At 72.2% G+C, this 22,860-nt stretch carries 22 protein-coding genes and 1 other RNA gene; 8 read left to right on the forward strand and 15 right to left on the reverse strand.

Features of this window, described 5'->3' with window-relative positions; translation table 11 throughout:
- Nucleotides 1–200: 200 nt before the first annotated feature.
- From ACIBMZ_RS13245 to ACIBMZ_RS13255, 3 genes are all read left to right on the forward strand, one after another.
- A complete protein-coding gene (locus tag ACIBMZ_RS13245) occupies nucleotides 201–2,216 on the forward strand; it encodes a hypothetical protein (RefSeq protein WP_396693270.1) in 2,016 nt (671 codons plus the stop codon).
- Nucleotides 2,217–2,474: 258 nt separating this feature from the next.
- Nucleotides 2,475–2,984, forward strand: coding sequence for an NUDIX hydrolase (locus tag ACIBMZ_RS13250; protein WP_396693272.1), 510 nt, complete (start codon nucleotides 2,475–2,477; stop codon nucleotides 2,982–2,984).
- On the forward strand, nucleotides 2,977–3,771 hold the full coding sequence (locus ACIBMZ_RS13255; RefSeq protein ID WP_396693274.1) for a nucleotidyltransferase domain-containing protein: 795 nt from the start codon (nucleotides 2,977–2,979) through the stop codon (nucleotides 3,769–3,771). The genes ACIBMZ_RS13250 and ACIBMZ_RS13255 overlap by 8 nt, the downstream gene beginning before the upstream one ends.
- A 4-nt stretch (nucleotides 3,772–3,775) precedes the next feature.
- Here the strand turns inward: ACIBMZ_RS13255 and ACIBMZ_RS13260 are convergent, their stop codons facing one another.
- Complete coding sequence (locus ACIBMZ_RS13260; RefSeq protein ID WP_396693276.1) at nucleotides 3,776–4,642, reverse strand: GyrI-like domain-containing protein; 867 nt, start codon at nucleotides 4,640–4,642, stop codon at nucleotides 3,776–3,778.
- A 383-nt stretch (nucleotides 4,643–5,025) separates the two neighbouring features.
- Between ACIBMZ_RS13260 and ACIBMZ_RS13265 the strand changes: the two genes are divergently transcribed.
- The gene (locus ACIBMZ_RS13265) at nucleotides 5,026–5,397 is read left to right on the forward strand and encodes a hypothetical protein (RefSeq protein ID WP_396693278.1); all 372 of its coding nucleotides are present in this window, start codon (nucleotides 5,026–5,028) and stop codon (nucleotides 5,395–5,397) included.
- Complete coding sequence (locus ACIBMZ_RS13270; RefSeq protein ID WP_396693280.1) at nucleotides 5,394–5,858, forward strand: roadblock/LC7 domain-containing protein; 465 nt, start codon at nucleotides 5,394–5,396, stop codon at nucleotides 5,856–5,858. The genes ACIBMZ_RS13265 and ACIBMZ_RS13270 overlap by 4 nt, the downstream gene beginning before the upstream one ends.
- Nucleotides 5,859–5,995: 137 nt before the next feature.
- Here ACIBMZ_RS13270 and ACIBMZ_RS13275 read toward each other — a convergent pair whose 3' ends face one another.
- From ACIBMZ_RS13275 to rnpB, 4 genes are all read right to left on the reverse strand, one after another.
- Nucleotides 5,996–6,787 (reverse strand): hypothetical protein, encoded by a 792-nt coding sequence (locus ACIBMZ_RS13275; RefSeq protein WP_396693282.1) that lies wholly within the window; start codon nucleotides 6,785–6,787, stop codon nucleotides 5,996–5,998.
- Nucleotides 6,788–7,388: 601 nt separating this feature from the next.
- Complete coding sequence (locus ACIBMZ_RS13280) at nucleotides 7,389–7,946, reverse strand: DUF6036 family nucleotidyltransferase (protein WP_396693284.1); 558 nt, start codon at nucleotides 7,944–7,946, stop codon at nucleotides 7,389–7,391.
- Nucleotides 7,943–8,440 carry a helix-turn-helix domain-containing protein gene (locus ACIBMZ_RS13285; RefSeq protein ID WP_396693286.1) on the reverse strand — a complete coding sequence of 166 codons (498 nt, stop codon included), beginning with the start codon at nucleotides 8,438–8,440 and terminating at the stop codon, nucleotides 7,943–7,945. Before ACIBMZ_RS13285 ends, ACIBMZ_RS13280 begins: the two co-directional genes overlap by 4 nt.
- A gap of 158 nt (nucleotides 8,441–8,598) precedes the next feature.
- Nucleotides 8,599–9,015, reverse strand: an RNA gene (gene rnpB / locus ACIBMZ_RS13290) — RNase P RNA component class A.
- A gap of 94 nt (nucleotides 9,016–9,109) precedes the next feature.
- Between rnpB and ACIBMZ_RS13295 the strand changes: the two genes are divergently transcribed.
- The gene (locus ACIBMZ_RS13295; RefSeq protein WP_396693288.1) at nucleotides 9,110–9,625 is read left to right on the forward strand and encodes a DinB family protein; all 516 of its coding nucleotides are present in this window, start codon (nucleotides 9,110–9,112) and stop codon (nucleotides 9,623–9,625) included.
- A gap of 147 nt (nucleotides 9,626–9,772) precedes the next feature.
- Here ACIBMZ_RS13295 and ACIBMZ_RS13300 read toward each other — a convergent pair whose 3' ends face one another.
- From ACIBMZ_RS13300 to ACIBMZ_RS13320, 5 genes are all read right to left on the reverse strand, one after another.
- Complete coding sequence (locus ACIBMZ_RS13300; protein WP_396693290.1) at nucleotides 9,773–10,978, reverse strand: bifunctional RNase H/acid phosphatase; 1,206 nt, start codon at nucleotides 10,976–10,978, stop codon at nucleotides 9,773–9,775.
- A 3-nt stretch (nucleotides 10,979–10,981) separates the two neighbouring features.
- Nucleotides 10,982–11,719, reverse strand: a complete 738-nt coding sequence (locus ACIBMZ_RS13305) for a zinc ribbon domain-containing protein (RefSeq protein ID WP_396693292.1) — start codon at nucleotides 11,717–11,719, stop codon at nucleotides 10,982–10,984.
- Nucleotides 11,716–12,603, reverse strand: coding sequence for a Nif3-like dinuclear metal center hexameric protein (locus ACIBMZ_RS13310; protein WP_396693294.1), 888 nt, complete (start codon nucleotides 12,601–12,603; stop codon nucleotides 11,716–11,718). The genes ACIBMZ_RS13305 and ACIBMZ_RS13310 overlap by 4 nt, the downstream gene beginning before the upstream one ends.
- Nucleotides 12,604–12,850: 247 nt before the next feature.
- Nucleotides 12,851–13,423 carry a flavoprotein gene (locus ACIBMZ_RS13315; protein WP_396693296.1) on the reverse strand — a complete coding sequence of 191 codons (573 nt, stop codon included), beginning with the start codon at nucleotides 13,421–13,423 and terminating at the stop codon, nucleotides 12,851–12,853.
- 13 nt (nucleotides 13,424–13,436) lie between these two features.
- Nucleotides 13,437–14,666, reverse strand: coding sequence for a helix-turn-helix domain-containing protein (locus ACIBMZ_RS13320; protein WP_396693298.1), 1,230 nt, complete (start codon nucleotides 14,664–14,666; stop codon nucleotides 13,437–13,439).
- A 251-nt stretch (nucleotides 14,667–14,917) separates the two neighbouring features.
- Between ACIBMZ_RS13320 and ACIBMZ_RS13325 the strand changes: the two genes are divergently transcribed.
- Entirely contained in the window at nucleotides 14,918–15,589 is a 672-nt protein-coding gene (locus tag ACIBMZ_RS13325) for a bifunctional DNA primase/polymerase (RefSeq protein WP_396693300.1), read from the forward strand.
- 284 nt (nucleotides 15,590–15,873) lie between these two features.
- Here the strand turns inward: ACIBMZ_RS13325 and ACIBMZ_RS13330 are convergent, their stop codons facing one another.
- Genes ACIBMZ_RS13330 through ACIBMZ_RS13350 form a run of 5 tightly spaced genes read right to left on the reverse strand, consistent with a single transcriptional unit; the run spans nucleotide 15,874 to nucleotide 22,150 of the window.
- The gene (locus ACIBMZ_RS13330; RefSeq protein WP_396693530.1) at nucleotides 15,874–16,596 is read right to left on the reverse strand and encodes an FAD:protein FMN transferase; all 723 of its coding nucleotides are present in this window, start codon (nucleotides 16,594–16,596) and stop codon (nucleotides 15,874–15,876) included.
- Nucleotides 16,597–16,646: 50 nt separating this feature from the next.
- On the reverse strand, nucleotides 16,647–17,231 hold the full coding sequence (locus ACIBMZ_RS13335) for an FMN-binding protein (RefSeq protein ID WP_396693302.1): 585 nt from the start codon (nucleotides 17,229–17,231) through the stop codon (nucleotides 16,647–16,649).
- 19 nt (nucleotides 17,232–17,250) lie between these two features.
- The gene (locus ACIBMZ_RS13340; protein ID WP_396693304.1) at nucleotides 17,251–18,663 is read right to left on the reverse strand and encodes a ferric reductase-like transmembrane domain-containing protein; all 1,413 of its coding nucleotides are present in this window, start codon (nucleotides 18,661–18,663) and stop codon (nucleotides 17,251–17,253) included.
- A complete protein-coding gene (locus tag ACIBMZ_RS13345; protein WP_396693306.1) occupies nucleotides 18,660–20,027 on the reverse strand; it encodes a DUF1501 domain-containing protein in 1,368 nt (455 codons plus the stop codon). The genes ACIBMZ_RS13340 and ACIBMZ_RS13345 overlap by 4 nt, the downstream gene beginning before the upstream one ends.
- Before the next feature lie 20 nt (nucleotides 20,028–20,047).
- Nucleotides 20,048–22,150 (reverse strand): DUF1800 domain-containing protein, encoded by a 2,103-nt coding sequence (locus ACIBMZ_RS13350; RefSeq protein ID WP_396693308.1) that lies wholly within the window; start codon nucleotides 22,148–22,150, stop codon nucleotides 20,048–20,050.
- A 452-nt stretch (nucleotides 22,151–22,602) separates the two neighbouring features.
- Between ACIBMZ_RS13350 and ACIBMZ_RS13355 the strand changes: the two genes are divergently transcribed.
- Nucleotides 22,603–22,860: a DUF3040 domain-containing protein gene (locus ACIBMZ_RS13355; protein WP_396693310.1), complete on the forward strand. Its 258-nt coding sequence runs from the start codon at nucleotides 22,603–22,605 to the stop codon at nucleotides 22,858–22,860.

Here is a 22,860-nt window from a genome sequence, read left to right on the forward strand (position 1 = left end):
CCCCGCCCCCGCGCGCCCGCCCCCCCCCCCCCCCGGGCGCCCCCCCCGCTCATCGTGGTTTGGGGCCCCGTCCTCCCCAAACTACCGGGCATCCCCCCCCCCCCACAACTCCATGATCGCGCGTCGATGACCGGCCGGGGTGGGCGGGCCGGGAGACCTGCTCAGCGGAAGACGCCGGAGGCTGAGTTGAGGTCGGCTACTTGGCGGGAGTGGCCCTGCGGGCCGAGGTCGTCGAGGTCGTCGTCCGCTTCGCGGTCGACGTGGCCGCCGGACCAGTGGACCTGCGGGCACGGCTCGCGGCGCCCGTCGTGGCCTTCTTCGCCGGGGCCGTGGACTTGCGGGCCGACGCCCTCGTCGTCGTGCTCGCCCTGGTCGTCGTGCTCGCCGTGGACTTGCGGGCCGGTGCTGTCGACTTGCGCGCCGAGGCGGTGGACTTCTTCGCCGGGGCGGCGGACTTGCGGGCCGCCGTACCGCTGCTCGTCGCCTTCGCCGCAGCCTTCGTGGCCGGTGCGGACTTGCGCGCCGCTGTGGCCCGGGTCGTCGTCTTCTTCGCTGCGGTCGCCGTCTTGCGTGTCGCGGCCGGCCGGGTCGCGGTCGCCTTCTTCGCCGGAGCGGTCTTCCGTGCGGGAGCGACGCGACCTGTCGCGGTCTTCTTGGCGGGAGCGGCCTTGCGCGCCGGAGCGGCCCGACCAGTCGAGGCATTCTTGGCGGGAGCGGTCTTACGGGCCGGAGCGGCCCGACCCGCCGCCGTCTTCTTGGCCGGAGCAGCCTTACGGGCGGAAACGGTCCGACCAGCCGTCGTCTTCGTCGCCGGGGCGGCGCGACCGGCGGACGCCTTCTTCGCCGGGGCCTTCTTCGCGGGCGCCTTCGCCGCCGTCGTACGGGCGGAGGTCCGGGTCGACGCCGTGGTGGTCTTGCGCGCGGGTGCCTTACCGGCCGCCGTGGTGGTCTTCGTGGCCGGGGCCTTGCGCGCGGCGGTGGCCCGCGCCGTCGTCGTCTTCCGCGCGGGCGCGGCCTTACGCGCGGCGGGAGCGGCCTTACGCGCGGGAGCAGCCTTGCGTGCAGGCGCGGTCTTACGCGTAGCGGAAGCGGCCTTACGCGCGGGAGCAGCCTTACGGGCCGGCGCAGTCTTGGACGCAGCGGAAGCGGCCTTACGCGCGGGAGCGGTCTTGCGAGCCGGGGTCGCCGCGCTCGTGGACGCCTTGGCGGCAGTGGTGCGCGCCGCCGTGCTTCGGGCCGCTGCACTACCGACCGCCGCGCTCCGAGTGGTCGTGCTCCGGGTACCGGTGGTCCGGGCCGCCGTGGTCCGGGCCGCTGTCGCCGTCGCTGTCGTGGCCTTGGCCGGTGCCCGCTTCGCCGCCGTCGTGGTGCGGGCCGGAGCCGTCCGACCCTCGCCCGACCCGGCCCGCGCCGAGGTGGTCTTCTTCGCCGCAGCGGTGGTGGCGGTGGACTTCGCACCGACGACACGCGCGGACTTCGCACCGACGGCAGCCGCAGCGGACCCGGGCGCGGTCTTCCGACCGGCAGCCGCAGGGGTCGCTGCGGTGATCTGGCTGGCGGGTGCCTTCACGGCGGCGCGCTTGCGGGCGGGGGCCGTCGTGGTGCCCGCTGTCGCGGTCGCCGTCGCGGCCGGGGTCGCCGGGGTGGCCCGCCGGGCGGCCGGGGCCGTGGCGGTGGTGCGCTTGGAGGCCGGGGCCCGGCCGGCACCACCGGACGCGGTACGGGTGGCCGGGGCGGTGCCGTTCGCGCGACGCGTGGTCGGCGTACGGGTGAGGCCGGCGGTGCGGTCCGTGGCGGCAGTCTGCCGGGCGGGTGTTCGCGTCGCGGCCGGTCGGGTGGCCTGTTGTGCTTCGGCCATCTCGGTTCCTCCTTGGGGACGTGCCACCGCCCTCGCGGCGCACGTGGTGTCGCGACGCGAGGTCGTCCCGCGTCGGCTACTTCTCCTCCCCGTCCTCCTCGGCCCTCCGGGCGTCCTCGGCCTCCCACGCTTCGTTGCGCTCCCGCACCTTCTGCAGGGCGTTCTCCGCGTCGGCTGCCGAGGCGTACGGGCCGAGGACGTGCCGGGCAGGGCACACGTCGGCTTCGTGCTCGACCCGGTGGTGCCGCGTACACCAGTAGTAGCGCCCATGTCCGATGTCGTTCATGGGATCACTGTGCATCGGGATGCGACCGCCCGCCACCGGAACACTGCAAGTCACCAGGCTTTTCCACAGTAGACCTGCATGTGGCTTTACGTGCGAAAACAGCGAAAAATACAAAATGTCGATGCAGCTCGACCACTCTCCGTACACGAGTGACTGTCACTGTGGCGGCGGACGCGGACGCCTGCCGCGTAAATGTCGGCACCCCGCGACGGCGCGGGCACCGAGCGCGTCCGAGTTGCAGAAATCCAACTCTGCCAGGGGAATCGGGTCACTCGTCACTTCGTCCTGACCGGATGCGAGGGCCGATCGGCGCCCGGCTAAGGTCGCCGGATGGGCGTACCGGAATACATCCTGCGGATGCGTGAACACGTCGGACACGAGCTGATTTGGCTACCCAGCGTCAGCGCGGTGGTCCGGAACGACGCGGGCGAGCTGTTGCTCTCCCGACTCGCCGACGACCGGCGATGGTCGGTGGTGAGTGGCTTCGTCGAGCCGGAGGAGCAGCCGGCCGGCGCGGTGGTCCGCGCGGTGCTGGAGGAAACCGGCCTGGAGGTCGAGCCACTGCGGCTGAGCAGCGCGGTGACGCATCCGCGCACGTACCCGAACGGCGACCGCTGCGAGTACCTCAACCTCGGCTTCCGCTGCCGTCTTCTCGGCGGCGACCTGCGGGTCGACGACGACGAGTCGTTGGACGTGCGGTGGTTCGCCCCGGGGCGGCTGCCCGACCTCGACGAGCACGCCCGGATGGTGATCAGGCACGCGTTGGGCACCGAGGTGTCGGCGTTCTTCCTGCCCGCCGGGATGCTCTGGGGTGAGCCGGGCGAACTCGAACATGCCTGACGCGCCGCTGCGCTACCTGGCCGACCTGGTCGCCGCCGCCCGCGAGGTGCTCGGCGACGACCTGCGCGGCGCGTACGCGGCGGGCTCGGTGGGGTCGGGCGCGTACCAGCCGGGGCGCAGTGACGTGGACGTGGCGCTGGTCTGCGCCGCGCCGCTGGACCGTGCGGTCGCCGCAGACCTGGTGGCGCGGCTGCGGCACGAGGCGCTGCCCTGCCCGGCGCGCGGGCTGGAACTGGTGGTGTACCGGTGGGAGGTGGCCCGGTCGGGCACCGCCGAGCCGGGGTTCGAGGTGGAGCTGAACACCGGTGCGGGAATGGACTTCCGGGTGTCGTACGGCCCGGCGGACCGGCCGCCCGCCGACGGCCTGTTCTGGTACGGCCTGGACCGTAGCATCCTGCACCAGAGCGGGCGGGCCCTTCTCGGCCCGCCCGCTGCGGACGTCTTCACCGACCTGTCCCCCGACGACCTGCGGCGGCTCGTGGTGGAGGCGCTGCGGTGGTGGCTGGCACTGCCGCTGCCGCCCGGCGACGTGCCCGCACCCGGAGCCGAGGACGCCGTGCTCGGCGCGTGCCGGTCCTGGGTACGCCTGCACCACGGGGTGTGGCTGCCCAAGGTGGCCGCCGGCCGGCGGCTGCTGGACGAGGCCGGACCGCTCGTCGACGCCGCGACGGCCGACCTGGTGACCCGGTCGATCACCGCCCGCGACGGCGGCCCACCCCCGTCCGGCCCGCAGGCCCGCACCTTCCAGCGCCGGGTGTTGGCCGACCTCGCCGGTACGCCGGCCTGAGCGCTCAGGCCGCGACCGGCTCCACCGGGATCCACAGCTCCGCGTCGGCACGGCTGCCGTCGGCCGAGATCCGGGTACGGGAGATCTCCGGCCCGGGCCGGGACCGGTACGGGTTGGACGGGAACCACTGCGTGAACACGTCCCGCCACAGGTCCTGCACCGCCTCCGGAACGGTCCCGGAGGTCTCGAAGACCGCCCAGGTGCCCGCCGGCACCGGCATGGCGTCCAGGTCGTCGGGCACGTCGGCGCTCGTGACCACGCCGTACCAGTAGTCCAGTTCGGTGCCCTCGGCGCGGCTGTCGGCGAGGCCGTCCCCGACGTTGACCACGCCCACCGGCTCCTGGTCGGACAGCGCCTCGATGCGGTCCCGGGTCGCCGGTTCGATGGTCCTGACGAACGCCACGATGGCCGGGTTCATGCCCTCGTGCACCAACGGCACCCGGGCCCTGCGGCCGACGAGCCGGAACGGCTCCTTCTGCACGATGCGGTATCGCATGCTGCTGCTCCCTTCGACGGTCAGGCGGAAGGACATCCGGGGCTGTGCCCGCAACACCGCGCCGGTACGCCGCGCCTCACCGGGCCCGATGCCGTGCACCGCCTTGAACGCGCGGGCGAACGCCTCGGCCGAGCCGTACCCCCAGCGGACCGCGATGTCGAGCAGCGTCCGCTCCCCCGCGACCACCTCCGCCCCCGCGACGGTGAGTCGGCGACGGCGCACGTACTCGGAGAGCGGGACCCCGGCCAGCGCGGAGAACAGCCGCCGGAAGTGGTACTCCGACGTGACCGCGATCCGCGCCAGTTCACCGGCGTCGACCGGCCGGTCGAGATGCCGCTCGATGTGCTCCATGGCCTGGTTGAGACGCTCCAGCACCCGGTTCCTCCTTCCCTTGCGCCACCCAAACTAGGGGTGCGGCGGCACCGGGCACCCGACATGCTGTGCCCGGTGCGGTCGGTGGTACTCCCTGCTCGTCCCCGGATACCCGCCGCCACCCCGAAACGAAGTCGGTCAGCCGCTGATGCCCAGGTCGCGGACTGAGTAGCAGACGACATCGGCACCGAGACATCAGCCGCAGCGACGAACTCGACCGGCCCGCCGGTCACCGAGCGTGGCCCGCTCAGTCCGATCGTGCTGACCCGGATTCACAGCACGTGTCACATGTGCCACTCTCGTCCGAGATTTCCTCACCGGGGCCGGGCCCTGGTGAAGACCACGAGCTGGCGCGGACCCGGACGCCAGCCGAACATGGAGGCACCATGGCCAACCTCGACACCGCCCTCAAGGACGCCATGACGATCGACGGCGCGATCGGCGTCGCGCTCGTCGACTACACCAGCGGCATGACACTCGGCGTCGCGGGCGGCACACCGGAGATCGACCTGACCGTCGCCGCCGCCGGCAACACCGACGTGGTACGCGCCAAGATGCGGACCATCGAGATGCTCAAGCTCAACGACGAGATCGAGGACATGCTGATCACCCTCGGCGGTCAGTACCACATCATCCGGCCGTTGAACGGCACCAACGGCAAGGGCCTGTTCCTCTATCTGATGCTGAGCAAGACCCGCTCGAACCTGGCTCTGGCCCGGCACCAGTTGCGCAGCATCGAGGAGCGCCTCGAACTGTGAGCGAGACCTTCCTGCCCCGCCGCACCGCGCAACGCCCGGTCACCCCGCCACCGCACCGGCTCCCCCCGTCGCTGGCCGGCAACCCGAAACTGCCGTACCCGGCCATCGGCACCGAACTCGCCGAGCTGCGCCTCCAGATCCCCGGCGTGCAGGGAAGCGTCCTCGGCGGGGTGGACGGTCTGCGCATCACCCACGACGTACCACCAGCGCTGGACCCCGACGACCTGGCCGCGATGGCGGCGGCGACCTTCGGCCTCGGCCGGCAGGTCAGCCTCCGACTCGGCCAGGGCGAGTTCCAGCAGTCCACCGTCCGCAACCAGGCCGGCTACTTCTCCGTGTACGCCGTCGGCCCGCAAGCCCTGCTCTCCGTGGTCGGCGCCGACGCGATCAACGTGGCCCGCCTCCACCTGCACGCCCCACCCGTAGCGGCACGCCTCGCCGCGCTGCTCGCGCAGGTCTGACCTCGGTTGCTCGCCCAGGTCTGACTTCTGCCGCAAGCCGGGCTCACCGCCATCGTGTGCGCCACGCGCCGCGCGTGATTCCTCGCCACACGATGGCGGTGAGCCCACCGCCACCCTAGTGCGGTGTCCAGAAACGTTCACCGGGCCGCGTTCATCGCGCGACGACGATCGGCCCGCCCGCGCGGAGTCCGCACCCACAGGGGAGCGCCGATCAGCACCCGGTCGACCGACGTGCGCTCGGTCCACCAATCCGGGACGAGCACCACGTCGCTGTAGATCTCGGCGAACCACTCCGAGTCGGTCACCCGGTCGAAGCTGAACTCCGGCTGCTCCCGGTCACGCCGCGACGATCCGCCGTCGCCCGCACCGTTGCCGAACGCGACGGCCACCGCCTCACGCGAGACCGACTGCGAGTCGACCGGCCCGGACCAGTCCTTCGGGAACCCGCTCACCAGCCAACCGCTGATCGACGACTCCGACGAACTGCCCCCGCCACGGTGGCCGGCGTGCTGCTCTCCCGCGCTCACGAAGCCGGCGAGGTTGTCCGTACTGCCGAAGAGGCAGACGGCGACGCGGCTACCGTCGGACGCCACCGACCGGACGCCGACGACGACGCGCGGCGGCATACAGCCGACCAGATGCGTGAACTCGACCTGGCCCCGCCCCTTGGCGAAGCGAACCCTGGGTGGCGTGACGAAGTCCTCCACCGCCAGATCCCCGATCGCGCGCTCGATCCGGTCCGCGATCTCGTTCCGGAAGAGCGTACGAGGCTCCCGCTCGAACTCGGCAGTGGAGTTGAGCAGTGGCACCGAGAGGGCCACCTTCGACCGCCACCGTGGACTGAGGTCGATCCCACCGTCCTCGGCGATGGACCGCACCCGCCGCTCCGACCAGTACGCGTACCGGGTGAGGTCGCCTCTCTCGCCCATCCCGCCTACCCTCCACCAGTCCCGCACCTCGGCACGGAACGCCCACTCACGTCCGTCGAACTGTCTACCGCACGAACGCCAGCAGCGAAGCCCTCAGCACGCGGAACAGACGCCGTTTCATGCGTCGGGCTCGCTGATCGCGCCTTCACGTGGCGTCGGAGGCCGTTCTCAGACCGGCGACGAGGACGAACACCGGCCGCCGCTCGGTGGCCTGACCGCAGTGGTCGAGCCGGTATCTCTCAAGCAAGATCCAGCCGCCGAACGTCGTCCAGTCGAGAACCCTGATCGGTCGGAAGTGGATCGACTTATGGAACTGCGGACTGGCCTCCCGGGTGAGGTACAGCAGTTCTCCCGACCGAGGTACGCCAGGCGTTGACGGTCGCTGCGGCGCCTTCGAGCCTCGGGCAGGTGGTGTGCGGCTGACAGCGCGTACAGACATCCTTGTGGTGGGCGTCGATGACCGACCACGCGAGTCCGACACGATTTTCAGGGCTCTGAGCTGGTAGGCGACGGACGGTTTCCTGTGTGCCGGATTGCTCCGACCAGGGCTGGAGTTGTGGGGCACCCGCCCTGGGCCGTCAGCAGCTTCGGGCGATCCGTCTTAACCGACGGCTTCAGGCCCCGGCTGATACGCGGCGATCCAGTCCCGCAGGCGCTTCATCACCGAGGGATGCACGTCGGCCAGGAGTTCGATTCGCTCGGCGACCACGTCCGGTCTCACCAGGCCCGCTCGGAGCAACGCGTCAGCGAACTTGGTGTCCTTCTCCCTGCCGGCCACCAGCTTGGACACCACGCAGTCGTGCGGATCAAGTGCATAGCCACGTCCCGGCTGGGTGTTGTCGGACTCCACCAGCACCAAACGGTCGCGCCAGCCATCAGGCAACACCGCAGTCGACACACTCACGCCCTGGGCGTAGTAGCCGAACGTCTCGTGGAACGGCGAGAACTCGCCGATGAACGCGTCGATTTGGTCGGCCTTCTGATCGTCCGGGTCGTCAAAGAACGCCACATCTACCTCCATCGAGGCAGTGGCTTCCAACGGAAGATCACCTTCCGGAATCGTCCCCAGCACCGACTGGCTGCCGATGATGAGGACGTTCCGGTCTTCGACAATCCGACCCGCCGATCTCAGGACATGCTCCAGCTCTGCGCGCTTCATGCCGCCCGGTCTCCGCCGCTGCGCTTGAAGGACTCAAGAACCTTCCGACGCTGCGGCTGCGAGAGCACGCCAGCGAAGGGCGAATTCTGCCGCAACTCGACAGCCTCCGGGTCTTCCGACGTCAAAGACCGCAGGACAGACCCCACGCCTTCGTTGATCTTGTCCTGCCAGCGCCTCAGCCATACCTCGGTCATGGTCCCCCGATGCTGCCGGAGTAGTCGATCAAGGTTCTCCGCAGCCCTACCCAGCACTTCGTCCGGATCGACGACCAGGCCGCCCGCCACCGCTTGGTGCAGCCACAGCGACTTGAGCTGATCACGGGTCAACGCCCGTGTGGGCCGCAACAACGCCTCGACATGCTCCCGCCTGACCTTGCGGTGCGCACCCACCCACACGAACGGCAGGTCTCCGCGTTCACACAAGTTGACCACCTGCTGACGCGACGACCCCAGCAAGTTGGCCGCTTGCCCAGTGGTCAGGAGTTCCCCACTCATACTTGCCAGCATGCGCCGTAAACGCCAAAAACGCAACTCAGTAACCGCATCTGCGCTGCTCGCACCGCATCACCACGCAAGACGATGAGACCGTCGATCGCGTTGCGGGTGCGCTCCTCGCTGGCTGGCATCAGGTCAGGCCCTGAGCTGGTGGGCGACGGACGAGTCGACCTGTACGCCGGATTCTGTGCGCGGCGCGCACCCCTTGCGGGGTTCGCACCGGCGGCGGCCATCCATCTCGGCCTGCCGTCGCCGACAGGCTCGTGCGGCCTACCCGCAGGCATCGGGCGGGCAGCCCTCAAGCGTCTGCGCGGGTCGTCATCTTGCGGTGACGGCCCTACTTGGCCTTGCTCCGGGTGGGGTTTACCGAGCCACCCCGGTCACCCGGGGTGCTGGTGGGCTCTTACCCCACCGTTTCACCCTTACCGTCCCCGTTGGGGGTCGGCGGTCTGTTTTCTGTGGCACTGTCCCGCGGGTCGCCCCGGGTTGCCGTTAACAACCACCCTGCCCTGTGGAGTCCGGACGTTCCTCGGCGGCGGGCCGCAGCCCGCCGACGCGACCGCCCGGTCGACTCGTCCGTCGCACGCTCATCCTAACGACACCGGGTCGCCGCCTATTGCGCCGGCAGGACCGCAGGCCGGGTCGTCCGGGGGTACGCATAATGGGCCGATGACGACGCTGCCGCCGTTTCCCGAGCCCACGGCCCCGGCCGACGGGCGGGCCGAGGTGTTCCTGCGCTACCTCGACTATTTCCGGGAGAGTGTGCTGGCCAAGGTGTCGGCGCTGCCCGAGGCGGAGGTGCGGGCGAGCCGGTTGCCGTCGGGCTGGACTCCGCTGGAGCTGCTGCGGCATCTGCGCTTCGTCGAGCTGCGCTGGATCGAGTGGGGCTTCCAGGGTCGGCCGGTGGCCGAGCCGTGGGGCGACTGGCGGGACGGCCGCTGGCACGTACCGCCGGAGACGAGCGTGACGGACCTGGTAGCCGAGTTGCGCACGCAGGGCGCCCACACCCGCACAGTGGTGCAGAGCGCCGACCTAGACGCCGTCGGCGCCCCCGGCCCCCGCTGGAACGGCGCAGACCCGGCATCCCTGGAACGGGTGCTGTTCCACCTAGTCCAGGAGTACGCCCGCCACCTGGGCCACCTGGACATCGTCACCGAACTGGCCAACGGCCCCCTCGGCGAATAACCCCACCCCCGTACCCCCGGGAGTTGATCAAGGGGTTTGGGTCTGGATCCCCGCGAACAGTGACCGAAACCTCTTGATCAACCGCCAGCAGGTCCGCCGCCACCGCCATCAGGTCCGCCGCCACCGCCACCAACCAGGGAGAGCGGGTCAGGGCAGGTAGGGGGTTTCGTTGACGGAGCGGACGGCTACGCCGCCGTCGGGCCAGCGGTCGAGGATGGAGATGCCGGCGGCGTCGAGGTAGAGGCGGTGCAGGAAGGCGTCGGTGGCGGCGAGCGCGTCGCGCAGCATCAGCTTGATCGGCGAGACGTGCGAGACCACCACCACGGTCTGACCGGGGTACGCGGCGAGCAGTCGCTCCACCACCCGCGTGCAGCGTTGGGCGACCTCGTCGAAGGACTCGCCGTCGGGTGGGGCGATCCGGGGTGAGGCCAGCCAGGCGTCGAGTTCGCCGGCCCACTGTTCGCGTACCTCGGCGAAGGTCCGGCCCTCCCAGGCGCCGAAGTCGCACTCGATCAGCTCGTCGTCGCGGCGTACCGGGATGTCGCCGATCGCGGCGGCGATGGCCTCGGCGGTCGCCGTGCAGCGGGACAGCGGTGAGCTGACCACGGCGGCGGTGTCGGGGGCGAGCGCGGCGACCCGGGCGGCGGTGGCCCGCACCTGGTCCTTGCCCTTCTCGGAGAGCGGGATGTCGCCGCGTCCGGAGTAGCGGCCCTGTTCGGTGTACTCGGTCTCGCCGTGCCGGACCAGGATCAGCCGGGTGGCGGTGAAGCTGGGGCGCGGCTCCCAGGAGACCGGGGCGCTGCTCGGGTCGGTGCCGGGCGGCTCGTCGGCGCGGGCGGCGACCTGCCTCGCGCCGCCGCCGGCCGGTTCCGGGCCGCCGACGCGGTGCGGTGACTCGACGGTACGCGGTGGCGTGACGGTCGGGGTGGCGGTGCCCGACGTGGCGGCGGCGTCCATCGCGGCGTTGGCCAGCCGGTCGGCGTGGGTGTTGCGGTCCCGGGGGATCCAGGTGAAGCGGACCGCGTCGAACCGGCCGACGAGCTGGGCGGCCTGGGCGGCGAGCGGACGCAGGCCGGGGTGCTTGATCTGCCAGCGGCCGGACATCTGCTCGACGACCAGCTTGGAGTCCATCCGGATCTCGACCTCGCTGGCGCCCAGTTCGGCGGCGGCGGTGAGGCCGGCGATCATGCCCTGGTACTCGGCGACGTTGTTGGTGGCGGTGCCGATCGACTCGCTGCGTTCGGCGAGCACCTCGCCGGTCGCCTGGTCACGGACGACCGCGCCGTAGCCGGCCGGGCCGGGGTTGCCCCGGGAGCCGCCGTCGGCCTCGACCAGCACGGTACGCGGTGCCACCGCCTACAGCCCGGACTCGTTGGTACGGACCATGATCCGGCGGCAGTCCTCGCAGCGGACCACCTCGTCGGGGTCGGTCTTGCGGATCCGGGCCAGGTCGGCGCCGGAGAGGTCCAGTCGGCAGCCGCCGCAGCGGCCGGCGGTCAGCAGCGCGGCACCCAGCCCGGTGTCGGTGCGGATCTTGTCGTAGAGCTGCACCAGGTCGGCGGGGAGGTCACCGGCGAGCGGCTGCCGGGCGGAGCGCTTGAACTCCTCCTCGCGGCCGATCTCAGCCAGGGCCTCGTCGCGGCGCTGCTCGGTGGCGGCCCGCCGCTCGCGCGCTTCGGCCAGCCGCTGCTCCACGCCGTCCAGCGTCGACTGGGCGGTCTCGCGCTGCTCCATCAGCTCCAGCTCGGCGTCCTCCAGGTCGCTCTGCCGACGGTTCAGCGAGACCAGTTCGTGCTGGAGCGCCTCCAGCTCGCGGGCCGGACCGCCACCGGCGGCGAGCCGGTCCTCGTCCTTCTTCTTGCGCGCGCGGACCTGGTCGACGTCCTTCTCCAGCCGGGCGATGTCCCGGTCCAGGTCGTCGACGGCCACTTGGGCGCGGACCCGCTCGTCCTCCAGCGACGACAGCTCCCGGGCGAGGGCCTCCAGTTCGGCGCGCTCGGGCAGCGCCCGGCGGCGGTGGGCGAGCTGGGCGAGGGCGGTGTCGATCGCCTGGAGGTCGAGCAGGCGGCGCTGGACCTGGGGGTCAGCCTTCACGGTCGGGGCTCCTTGTCGTCCGCTGCGGATCGCTCCGGGGCGGCGGGTGAGGCGGCGTGTACGGTCCACGGGTCGGTGTCCAGGTCGGACACCAGGGTTTCGACGTCGGGCATCGTGGCGCGCAACCCGGTGGCCAGGTCGTCGAGCCAGGGCCGTTCGGTGGCCCAGTGGGTGGCGTCGAGCAGCGCCGGTCCACCGGTGGCGAGGTGTTCGCCGGTCGGGTGGTGACGCAGGTCTGCGGTGAGGTACGCGTCCACCCCGGCGGCGGTCGCGTCGGCCAGGAAACTGTCCCCTGCGCCGCCGCAGACTGCCAGCGTACGCACCGTGCGGTCCGGGTCGCCCGCGGCGCGTACGCCGATGGCGGTGGGGGGCAGCACGGCGGCGGCGTGCCGGGCCAGCTCGGCCAGGGTGAGCGGCTGCGGCAGCTCGCCGATGCGCCCGGCGCCCCGGCCCTGGCCGGCGGCGGGGCTGCCCGGCCGGGACGGCACCAGCGGACGCAGGTCGGTCAGGCCGAGCCGGTCGGCGAGGGCGTCGGAGACTCCGGGTACGGCGACGTCGGCGTTGGTGTGGGCGACGTACAGCGCGACGTCGGCCTTGATCAGTTGGTGGATGATCCGGCCCTTGTACGTCGTCGGCGCCACCGACGAGACGCCCCGCAGCAACAGCGGGTGGTGCGCGATGATCATGTCGGCGTGGGCGGCGAGGGCCTCAGCGGCGGTCTCCGGGACCACGTCGACGACGCAGAGGATCCGACGCACCGGGGCACCGGGCTCGCCGAGCACCAGCCCGACCTTGTCCCACTCCTCGGCCCAGGCGGGCGGATAGCGCCGCTCCAGCTCGGCCACGACGTCGGCGACGGTCGGCACGGCTGCGGTTGTGCTCACGGCGGGCCAGCTTACCGGCGTCGGCGGCGCTCCGGGACGTCACCCGGCCGACCCCGGACATCTCACCCGCCTTCTCGGCACGGCCGGGCGGGTGCTTCCCGGCGGGCGACTGCCCGGGCCGCGCGACGGCGCCCGGGCCGTGGCGACGGCCACGGCCCGGGCTGAGGATTGCGGCATCCGGTGTGCGGGTGATTGCAGGGGACCCCTGTACTACCGGAGGCGTTAGTAAGGTGCCCTTCCTTTCACTTCACCCGGTTCGGCAGAGCTGGTCGCGCAGGGCGGTCAGCGGCAGGGCCCAGGGGAACGCGTGCTGGTGCCGCTCGCCGGTGCCCGGCGGGTGCAGGGGGAAGACGTCGTCGCCGAAGAGCACGGTCACCCCCCACTCCGCCAGGCGGGCGATCCCGGTCCGGAAGGCCGGGTGGGCGGCCATCGCCGCGTTGGTGTACGGCACGGCGACCAGCGGTACGCCCCGTCCCTGTGCCTCCACCAGCAACCCGAGGGCGAGGGTGTCGGCGATGCCGGCCACCCACTTGTTGACCGTGTTGACGGTGGCCGGGCAGACGATGATGGCGTCGGCCGACGGCAGGACGTCCGGGTCCCCCGGGTTCTTGTAGTGCGTACGCACCGGGTGGCCGGTCTGGCGGGCCAGCGAGGTGCGGTCGACGAACTTGGCGCCGTCCGGCGTGGTGATCACGCAGACGTCCCAGCCGTCCTGTTGGGCCAGCTCGACGAGCCGGCCCACGTCTCGGGCCAACGGCGAACCGCAGGCGATGATGTAGAGCACCTCTTGGTGCCCGTCGTGGCGGTGCGAACCGGTCATGCCGGCTCCGAGTTCATACTCCTACTCCCATGTGCTCAGCCAACTCCGCGATCGGAGAAGGCGGCGCACCCCGTGTGCGACGCAGGACCTCGGACATGACCTCGTGGGCGATCGGCCGGCAGCGGATCTCCGACGGCGCCAGCCGGTCACCGCGCAGCAGCATCTCCCCGGCGTTGGCCATGTCGCCCATCTGGGAGTAGGCGCGAGCCTGGTCGAGCAGGTGGTGGGCCCGGCGTTCGGGGAGCATGGCGTCGAGCGGCAGGTTGACGATCCTGGTGCGGTGGATCTCGACGGCCCGCCCGCCGTCGCCCAGCTCGACGGCGGCCGCCGCGCGGTGCAGCTCGACGTTGGTCGGCCCGAACGACGTCCAGTAGTGGTTCTGGTCGCTGCCGAGTTCGCGGGCGGCCTCGGACGCCTCGTCGAGCAGGTCGACGACGGTGGAGGTGTCGCCGGTCCGGGCGGCGGCCATCGCGCCCTGCAACAGCAGCATCCCGTAGACCGAGAGTCGGTCGGCCCGGTTGTCGGTGCCGCCGACCAACTCGATCCGGTCGGCGATGCGGACGTTCAGTTCCAGCGCGGAGCGGGGGCGGCCCATGGCGAGCAGGGCGTTGCAGACCCGGGTGGTGGCGATCCCGGCGAGCAGTTGGTCGTCGGCGCGCTGGGCGACCGCGATGGAGCGGTCGGCGGCCAGCCAGGCCAGGTCGCACTCCCCCAGCTTGCGCAGCACCGAGGAGGCGATCTGGTAGACCTGCCCGAGCAGGTTCGCCGCGCGCTGGGCCTGTTCTCCGCCGTACGCGGCGTCGGCCGCCTGGGCGTCGCGCAGCAGCTTCGGCAGCGCCCGGGTCAGCATGCCGTAGCGGCCGTACTGGTAGGTGAGCCAGGCGTGGGTGACCGCCTTGCCCATGTCGACGATCGGTGGCGGGTCCGGCTTGGCGTCGAAGTAGGCGCTGATCGAGTCGTACCGTTCCAGGGCGGCCCGGATCTCCTCGACCTCGACCTGGTCGATGCAGTTCATGGTGTCGGTACGCCGCTCCGGATCCTTGCCGAGCAGCAGTTGCACGTCGATCTGGAGGATGTCGGCGATCTCGTAGAGCACGGAGAACTTGTCCAGCCGCCGCACTCCGCGCTCGATCTTGTCGACCCAGCTCTTGGACTTACCCAGTCGGTCGGCGAACACCTGTTGCGACATCTTGCGTCGCCCGCGCCAGTAAGCAACCCGCCGCCCGATGGGCAGTTCGTCCATGTCCCCAGTCCTCCCCTTGCTGCTGGAGCCCTGGCCGGGGGCCGGGGGCCGATCCGCAGGTGCGGCCATCCATCTGTATGTCAGGTTTTCGCTGGTCGCACTGCCTGTGCGTCAGCCGTACGGCCGAGCCTCGTACTTTTCGTGCAAGTTGCATCGGCCACTTTGTCAAATAAACGATCGCAGGCCACGGCAGTGACGCTGTTCGACGTATGTGCTGGTGCCGGTCGGCCCGGCGAGGGGAGATGGCACCAATGTGGGGGAATGTCGCACCGAGCGTGGTCCGTCTGTCGCCGTTGGAGCGGGTCCGGCTGCGCCGCGTCGCGGTACGGTACGCGCTGCACGGCTGGGAGGTGACCCCCGGCGCCTGTCTGGCGCGCAGCCGCTTCGTCTGCGGCCGGGCCGGCTGCCCGACGGTCGGCTGCCACCCCGCGTTGGAGGACTGGGAGCACGCGGCCAGCGCCGACCCGGCCCGGGTGGCCACCTGGTGGCGGTCCCGCCCGCACGGCATCCTGCTGCCCACCGGCCGCGCATTCGACGTGCTGGAGGTCTCCGCCAGCCTGGGCCGACGCGTGCTCGACGCGGTCCGGTCGCACCCGGTCGGCCCGGGCGTACGCGGACCGGTGCTGGTCACCCCGACCGGCCGCTGGATGTTCCTGGTGCGCCCCGGTGACCCGCTGCGTCCCGAGTTGGAGCACTGCTTCCACGTGGTGCGGCACGGTCCCGGCTCGTGGGTGCCGGCACCACCCACCCGGCTGCCCGAGGGAGCGGTCCGCTGGGCGGTAGCGCCGGAGCAGGCCCGCTGGCAGCTCCCCGACTCGTACCTGGTGCAGAACACCCTGGTCGACGAGTTGCGGGCCAGCGGCGTCACGCTGACCTCCGCGCTGGTCCCGGGCCACCTGCCGCTGCCCCGCCGGGGTCGCTGAGCCACCCCCGACGAGTCGGTGTGGTACCCGACAGCGACGCCCGACGGGAACTGCTCGTTGAGCACCACGACGGCGCGCCCGCGCCGGGAGCGGGGATCCGATGTCCACCGACCACACGGAGCAGCACCAGGGCGGGACCGAACCGCCTCGCCGGCACCGGCCCGGACGCCGCTGGGCGGCCACCCGACCACCGGGCTCGCGTCCCGGGCGTCCCCGGCCGCTCGGCTCCCGACCGGCGATCCTGCACCGGCCGAGCCGCTGGGCCTAGAGGTCGGCGACACCGGTCAGTCGGCCAGCGGCAGGTCGGCGGAGCGCAGGCAGCGGGCGTCCTCGGTGACCACCGCGTGCCGGTGCCCCGGCAGCCGGTCCACCCAGCCGATGCCGGTCACGCCCATGGCCAGGGCGGCGGTCGAGTACGCGTCGGCCAGCCCCAGGTCGTGCCCCACCACGGTCACCGAGCGCAGTCCCTTCGCCGGTGCGCCCCGGCGGGGGTCGCGCACGTGGTGGCCACGCTCGTAGACCCCCGAGGTGGCCACCGCCAGGTCGGTGCCGGTCAGCACCAGGCAGACCGCCGACGGGTCCCACGGGTGCCGCACCCCGATCCGCCACGGTCGCCCGGTCGACGAGCGGCCCCGCACCCGCACGTCCCCGCCCGCGTTCAGACAGTGGTTCGCGGCACCGGCCGCGAGCAGCCGGTCCGAGGCCACCTGGGCGGCCCAGCCCTTGACGTACCCGGACGGGTCGAGCCCGCCGGTGGCGTACGCGTCGAAGAACCCGTCGGTGTCGCCCCACAGGTCGGCGCAGCGTTCCAGCACCCGGCGCAGGTCCGCGGACGCCTCGGAGAGCAGCAGCTCGCCCCGGTCGAAACGGCACACCTCGCTGTCCGGGAGGTAGGTGCTGAACCGTGCGTCCACCTCGCGCAGCCAACCGAACACCTCGTCGGCGAGCCGGGTCAGCTCGGTGGCGGTCAGGTCGTCGGCGAGGTCCAGGCTGATCGGCGTACCCATGACGTGCTCGACCCGGCGCAGGCCGGGGCGGGTCGCGGTGCCGGCGGCCATCAGCGGGCCCGGTCGATCGCGGCCTGGAGGGACTGCCGGTAGGACTCGCTCGTCGCGGTCGCCCCGGAGACGGTGTCCAGGTCGGCGCTCTGCCGCGCGACCACCAGCCCCGCCACGCCGCTGTACCGGCTGTCGACCAGGTCGCTGCGCTGCTCGGACTGGGCGGTCCGCTCCGGCAGTTCCAGCGCCACCGCGTCGGTGATGCGGCTGCCGGAGACGGTGATGCGCACCTGCACGTTGCCGTACTCGTTGCGGACCACCGGGCCGGTGACGGTCCGGGTGGTGGGTCGCGGCGCGGTGGTGGTGCGGGGAGCCGAGGGCGTCCGGGGTGCGTCGGACGAGTCGGAGCGGTTCGTCGGGGCCTCGGTGCTGCGCGCGGGTTTCGGTGACCGGGTGGCGCGGGGTTCGCGGCTCGCCGCCGCCGACTCCTCCACCGTCGGCTGTGGCGTCGGCCCGTCCGTGCCGGTGGCCGTGCCGGGCGGTGGCTCCTGGGCGACCTGGCCGGTGCCCGGGGCGGCCTTGAGCACCACCATCGCGGTGGTGCCGGCGGCCAGGCCGGTGATCGCGAACAGCGCGCGACGCATCGGGGCGGTACTCCTCTGCCTATAGCTCGAAGGTGCCGACGTGGATCTGTCGGCGGGGCACGCCGATCCGGCGCAGCAGCCGTCGGCTCTGCGCGACCAGGCCGGGTGGGCCGCAGAGGTAGACGTCGCGTCGGGCCACGTCCGGCACCAGCCGGCGCAGCCCGTCCGGCGACATCACCTGGCGTGGGCCGGGGTCGTTGCGGGAACCGACGACGTACCAGATCCGCACGCCCCGGGCCTGGGCCAGCCAGTCCAGTTCCCGGTGCAGCAGCACGTCGCCCGGAGTGCGGGCCCGATAGATCAGCGCCGCGCCGGGCGGCAACTCCTCCAGCATCGCCCGCAGCGGGGTGATGCCGCTGCCACCGGCGATCAGCAGCGCGTGCTCGCGGACCCGGTGCGCGGCGGTGAAGGTGCCCGACGGCCCCACCGCCCAGACCCGTACACCGGGTTCGAGGTCACGCAGGTCCCGGGTGTACGCGCCGACCACCTTGACGGTCAACCGCAGCCAGCGGCCGTTGGCGGCGGCGGAGACCGAGAACGGGTGCGACTGCCACCAGCAGCCCCGGGTCAGGAACCGCCAGCGGAAGAACTGCCCGCCGAGCAGGTCCAGCCGGTCCAGCCGGGCGCCGGTCAGATAGATCGAGACGGTGTCCGGGCTCTCCGCCACCACGTCGGCGACCCGCAGCCGGTGCCGCAGGTTGAACGTCAGCGGCCCGACCAGCCGCCCCCACACCAGAGCGGCGATCACCAGGCCGTAGCAGGCGATCCACCCGGTGCGGACCGGGCCGGGGCGGAACAACTGGGTGCCGTTGCTGAACTGGTGCGCGAAACCGAGCAGCAGCACCGCGTACCCGGCCAGGTGGGTGGCGTGCCACAGCTCGTACGGCAACGCCCGGCGGACCGCCCGGACGCTGGTCAACCCGACCAGCACCAGCAGACCGGCGGCGGCGAACGCGGAGACCATGTCCTGGTACTCGCGCAACATCACCCCGGCCTGGTCCAGCGGCGAGCGGCCGGTCAGGCCGCCGTAGCCGACCAGGATGAAGCCGGTGTGCGCGAGCACCGCGACCAGCAGCGTCACCCCCAGGTCCCGGTGCCACGCCGCGATCCGCTCGCCGCCGGCCACCCGTTCCAGCACCGGCAACCGGCTCATCATCAGCACCTGGACCAGCAGCAGGTAGCCGGCGAGCAGGCCGGTGATCTGACCGGCGGCGGTGGTCGTCGCGGTGGCGTCGGTGAGCGACCCGGCCGGGGTGTCGAGCCACCAGGGCAGCACGCTGGCGACCAGGCCGACCAGGAACAGCCCGGTCAGCAGCCGCCGGCCGGCGGGCCCGCGTCGGGTCGCCACCGGCAGGGGCGGGGGCGCGGGCGGCCGACCGTCGGCGCGGGGTCGCGGCCCGGACCGGCGGTCGGCGTACGCGTGGTGGGTCACGCGTACAGCTTCATCGGGGCGTACTTCATCCGGGGGAAGATCTTGTCCACCTCCGCGTTGGTGAGCCCGAACCGACCCTGGGCCACCGAGCCGTAGACGTTGAACATGTTGTTGTATTCCGGGACGTCTCCGGAGTCGAGTGCGTTCAATCCGTTCCAGGTGCCGAGCAGCGGACCGGCGAGTCTGCGGCCGGACAGGATGGTCACCACCCCGCCGTGCCCGTGATCGGTGCCGCCGCTGTTGGAGGCGACCCGCCGCCCGAACTCGCTGGACACCATGACGGTCACGTCGGCGGCGGCGTCACCGAGGTCGGTGAAGAACGCGGCCAGTGCGGCGGCGAGTTCGTTGAGCCGCCGATAGAGCTGGCCGCCCTCGCCGGTGCCCTGGTTCTCGTGGGTGTCGTACCCGCCCATGCCGACGGTGGCCACCCGCACGTTCGCGCCGCCCTTGATGAGCTGCGCGAGTTGCTGGAAGGCGAAGCCGACGCCCCGGTACTCCACCCCCTCGGCTGGCCGGTACGGCTCGGCGGAGAGCCGGCGCGCGGTGGCCAGCGCGCCGAGCCCGGAACGCACCGCCTCCTCCACCGGATGGTTGATCCCGGTGAACAGGCCCCGGATGGCCTTCTCGGTGGCCTCCCGGTACCGCTCGTCACCGGCGAGGCGCAACGAGCCGACGCTGTTCAGCGAGATGGCCCCGTTGTTGCCGACCAGCGAGCGGGGCAGCGTGCTGCCGACACCGACGCTGCGGAAGGCGGTGCCCTTGCCGAGTGCGTCGACCAGGCTGTCCAACCAGCCCCGCCCGCCGGTCTCGCCGGGCAGTCCGCCCAGGTTGCAGGCGTCGGCGGCCTGGAAGTGGCTGCGGGACAACCGTTCGTCGGAGACGCCCGGGACGAAGCCGAGCTGCCCGGCACGCAACCACCGCTCCAGCGGCCGGAACGCGCTGGTCAGCTTGAAGCCCCGGCCGAGCGCCAGCGAGTCGTCGGCCAGCAGCAGGTCCGGGCGGGCCCGGGCGAGCACCGGATCGTCGTTCGGCGCGACCAGGCTGAGCCCGTCCAGGCCGCCGTAGAGGAAGACGTGCACCAGCGTGCCGGTCTTGGTGGCCGCGAACGACGCCGAGGTGGTGACGAACTGGGCGGTGGCCAGCGCGGTGGCGGTGGCGGCGGCACCGGCCACGAAGGTCCGCCGGGTCACCCCGCGCCCGTCCTGCTGGGCCTCCTCCAACTCCTCCAACCGCCGGTAGCGGTCCGCCTCGGCGGCGTTCTCGGCGGCCACCACGTCGGCCTCGGCCCGCAGCAGGGCCTCGGTCGGGTTGTCGGCCAGTCGCCGCACGTCGGGGCATTCCGGGTGCAGGGGGTACGAGTACACGGGCTCCTCCATCGGGTGCCTCAGCGGAGGTGGTGCTGGGGGGAGGCGAGGATCGCCCGCGCGACGGCGGTGATCGCCCCGTCGAATGTCGCGTCGACCCTCGTGCCGGCGGAGACCCCGGCGACATCGAGGATCAGCGCCCGTTCCCGGTCGGTGAGCTTCTGCCGGACCAGCCGCCGGGCCAGCGCGTCCACGTACGCCCCGGCGGAGGCGGGCGGGTCGGCCAGCAGCTTCTCCGGCCGGGTGTGGGTGAACACGGTGCGGTTGGCGGCGAGGAGTTCGTTGGCCTCGTTCCAGCCGTTGACCATCGTGCCCGCCGACGTCCAGGCGACGTAGACGTCGGGGTAGCCGTCCGGGGTGGGCTGGCCCATCGGGTGGTGGCCCAACTCGCGCAGCTTGTCGGAGATCTGCCGCAGGCCCCGCGCGTACGGGGTGCGGCGGTTGTCGCCGTTGTCGTGGTCCGGTGCCGCGTCCGGGGAGACCCCGAGGGTGCGGTAGGTGGCGACCAGGTACTCCAGTGGGCGGCGCACCTTCTGCCCCACCGCCGCCCAGAACTCCGAGGAGCTGAACAGCGTCATCAGCACCGGCTTGATCTGGCCGTGGTTCGCGGCGTACGTCCTGGCCAGCCGGTCCACCAGGGATTTCGGCGGGGTGTCCGAGACGAACCGGACGGCGAGGTTCTGTGCCACGTACTTGGCGGTGGACGGGTGCAACGCGAGGTGGGTGAGGTACGCGTCGATCGCCGCCTCGGCCCGCTTCGGGTCCGCCGAGTCGTTGGCGTGGCGGAAGCCGAGGATCTTGACCTTGCCGACGTAGTGGCGGTCGGGGCGGAAGACGTACGCGCCGTCCTGGACGCCCCGGCCGGTCTGGAGCAGCGCGGCCTGGCGGACGTCGGCCTCGGTGTAGCCGCCGTCGACCCCGACCGAGTACAGCTCCAGGTTCTCCCGGGCCAGGTTCTCGTTGACCGCGTCCGCCCGGGAGTCCACCTGGTTGAGATAGAGCAGCAGGGCCGGGTGCCGGTTGGCGGCCAGCAGCATCTGCGGGTAGCTGCCCAGCGCGTGCTTGCGCACCACGTCCCGGTCGAACGAGTTGCGGTACACCTCACCGCCGTCGAACTCGGCGGCGACGTGCAGGAAGTCGTTCCAGAAGTCGACCATCACCTCGAAGAGCTGGCGGTCCGACCAGATCTGCCGGGCGACGGTGGCGTCCACCATCTCCCGCTCCGGTTGGGCACCCCGCTCGTTGAGCTGGTCCCGCTGCTCGCGGAGTTCCTCGACGGAGAGCTTCAGGGTGGGCAGTTCGGCGAGCTTGAGTTCCGCCCGGGTCGGGGCGATCTTCTCCGGCTCCAGTTGCCAACGCACCCAGCCGTCGATGCCGCGTTGCTTGATCTCGGCGAGCACAGCGGCGGTCGGCCCGAAGGTCAACCGGCGGGCCAGGTGCACCGCCGGGTCCTTGCTGAGCGCCGTCTTGACGGTCACCTTGGTCTCCGCCGCGGCCTGCGCCGGGCCGGAGTAGACCCGGCCGCCGGTGGGGGCGTTCTTCTTCAGCACCTCACCGGCGCGGGAGCCCATGTAGCTCTCGTTCTGCTCGGTGTAGGTGCGGACCGTACTCGGCCGCTGCCCGCTGGGGCGGGCCGACGTACCGTCGGTCGTGGTAGTCCCGGTGGCGTCGCCGGCCACCGCCGCGCCGCCACCGAGGAGGCCGCGCACCTGCGGCGTCATCGCCAGGGCCGCGCCACCGGCGACCACGGCGGCGGTACCGCCCAGCGCGGCCAGCGCCCGGCGGCGACCGACCCGGCGACCACCGTCGTCGCCACCGTCCGGATCGGACGGTCCGCCCGTCGGCATCGGCGGCACGCCGTACCCGTCCGGTCCGATCCACTGCGGGCGACCGTCCTGGGCGTACGGGTCCACGTCGGGTGGCGGCGGCGGTCCGGGGTACCCGACGGCGTGGTGCGGCTGCGGTCCGGGGTACGGGGCGGCGTGGTGCGGCCGGGGTCCGGGGTGCGGGTGGGGCCGGCGGGATCGGGGGTACGGGCGGGGGTCCTGTCCGTGCTCGTCGCGGCGGGGTGGCACCTGCTGGTCGGCCATACCGTTCCCGTTTCTACCCAGCGTCGCGCTCACGGCCGAGCGAGGGTGGTGAGGTGCGACGACTGCTGCCGGAGGGGTTGCCACGGCAAGGTAGTCAGCGGGATGTGCCCCGACAAGACGGGCCGTCCCGCCCGACCGGGGCGACTTAAGGCAACCCTCAACGCGAACGGATGTCGGCTCCCGCACCGGCCACCCGGGTACGCACCTCGCGAGCAGCACGGACGACACGAGCCACCTACGGTCGGTGACAATCCCACCCGTTCGGTCGACGGCGGACCGGTTCGACCCCACAGCCAGATTTAAGGCGGAACTAAGGCGGCGCTCAGGCGTCCGACCCCGCTCCGCCGACCCGCCGCCGCACTCCTGCCGCGCTCAGGCCGGTGCGGACGGCCGGACCGGCCAAAGTAGGACCAGTAGGAGAGCGTGAGCCGTCACCCCAGTGGGTATTCCGCGACGCCGTTGCTGAACGCGTGAGGGGAAGGCACATGCTCAGCAAAGAGGACCAGCGCCGTTTCGAGCAGATCACCCGCAATCTCCGGGAGAGCGATCCGGCGTTCTTCGCCCGGCTCGACAACCGCTCCCGGATGCGACGGGGTCGGATGCTGCTGTTGATGACCATCGTGTTGTGGGCGGCCCTGCCGGCCACGACCGTACTCGCCGGCCGGCTGGCCGGGGCGGTGTACGCCGTCCTGCTGGTCGTCAACACCGCCCTGTTGTGGCGGTACCGGCACCGGTGGGTCTGA

This window comes from Micromonospora sp. NPDC049900, assembly GCF_044461025.1.
Classification (GTDB): Bacteria; Actinomycetota; Actinomycetes; order Mycobacteriales; family Micromonosporaceae; genus Micromonospora.

What these genes read in the sequence shown, in the direction of transcription:
- ACIBMZ_RS13250 (WP_396693272.1), top strand. Translation starts at nt 2,475, where the DNA reads ATGGGCGTACCGGAATACATCCTGCGGATGCGTGAACACGTCGGACAC.
- ACIBMZ_RS13255 (WP_396693274.1), top strand. Translation starts at nt 2,977, where the DNA reads ATGCCTGACGCGCCGCTGCGCTACCTGGCCGACCTGGTCGCCGCCGCC.
- ACIBMZ_RS13265 (WP_396693278.1), top strand. Translation starts at nt 5,026, where the DNA reads ATGGCCAACCTCGACACCGCCCTCAAGGACGCCATGACGATCGACGGC.
- ACIBMZ_RS13275 (WP_396693282.1), bottom strand. Translation starts at nt 6,787, where the DNA reads ATGGGCGAGAGAGGCGACCTCACCCGGTACGCGTACTGGTCGGAGCGG.
- ACIBMZ_RS13280 (WP_396693284.1), bottom strand. Translation starts at nt 7,946, where the DNA reads ATGAAGCGCGCAGAGCTGGAGCATGTCCTGAGATCGGCGGGTCGGATT.
- ACIBMZ_RS13285 (WP_396693286.1), bottom strand. Translation starts at nt 8,440, where the DNA reads ATGAGTGGGGAACTCCTGACCACTGGGCAAGCGGCCAACTTGCTGGGG.
- ACIBMZ_RS13295 (WP_396693288.1), top strand. Translation starts at nt 9,110, where the DNA reads ATGACGACGCTGCCGCCGTTTCCCGAGCCCACGGCCCCGGCCGACGGG.
- ACIBMZ_RS13315 (WP_396693296.1), bottom strand. Translation starts at nt 13,423, where the DNA reads ATGACCGGTTCGCACCGCCACGACGGGCACCAAGAGGTGCTCTACATC.
- ACIBMZ_RS13320 (WP_396693298.1), bottom strand. Translation starts at nt 14,666, where the DNA reads ATGGACGAACTGCCCATCGGGCGGCGGGTTGCTTACTGGCGCGGGCGA.
- ACIBMZ_RS13325 (WP_396693300.1), top strand. Translation starts at nt 14,918, where the DNA reads ATGTGGGGGAATGTCGCACCGAGCGTGGTCCGTCTGTCGCCGTTGGAG.
- ACIBMZ_RS13330 (WP_396693530.1), bottom strand. Translation starts at nt 16,596, where the DNA reads ATGGGTACGCCGATCAGCCTGGACCTCGCCGACGACCTGACCGCCACC.
- ACIBMZ_RS13335 (WP_396693302.1), bottom strand. Translation starts at nt 17,231, where the DNA reads ATGCGTCGCGCGCTGTTCGCGATCACCGGCCTGGCCGCCGGCACCACC.
- ACIBMZ_RS13355 (WP_396693310.1), top strand. Translation starts at nt 22,603, where the DNA reads ATGCTCAGCAAAGAGGACCAGCGCCGTTTCGAGCAGATCACCCGCAAT.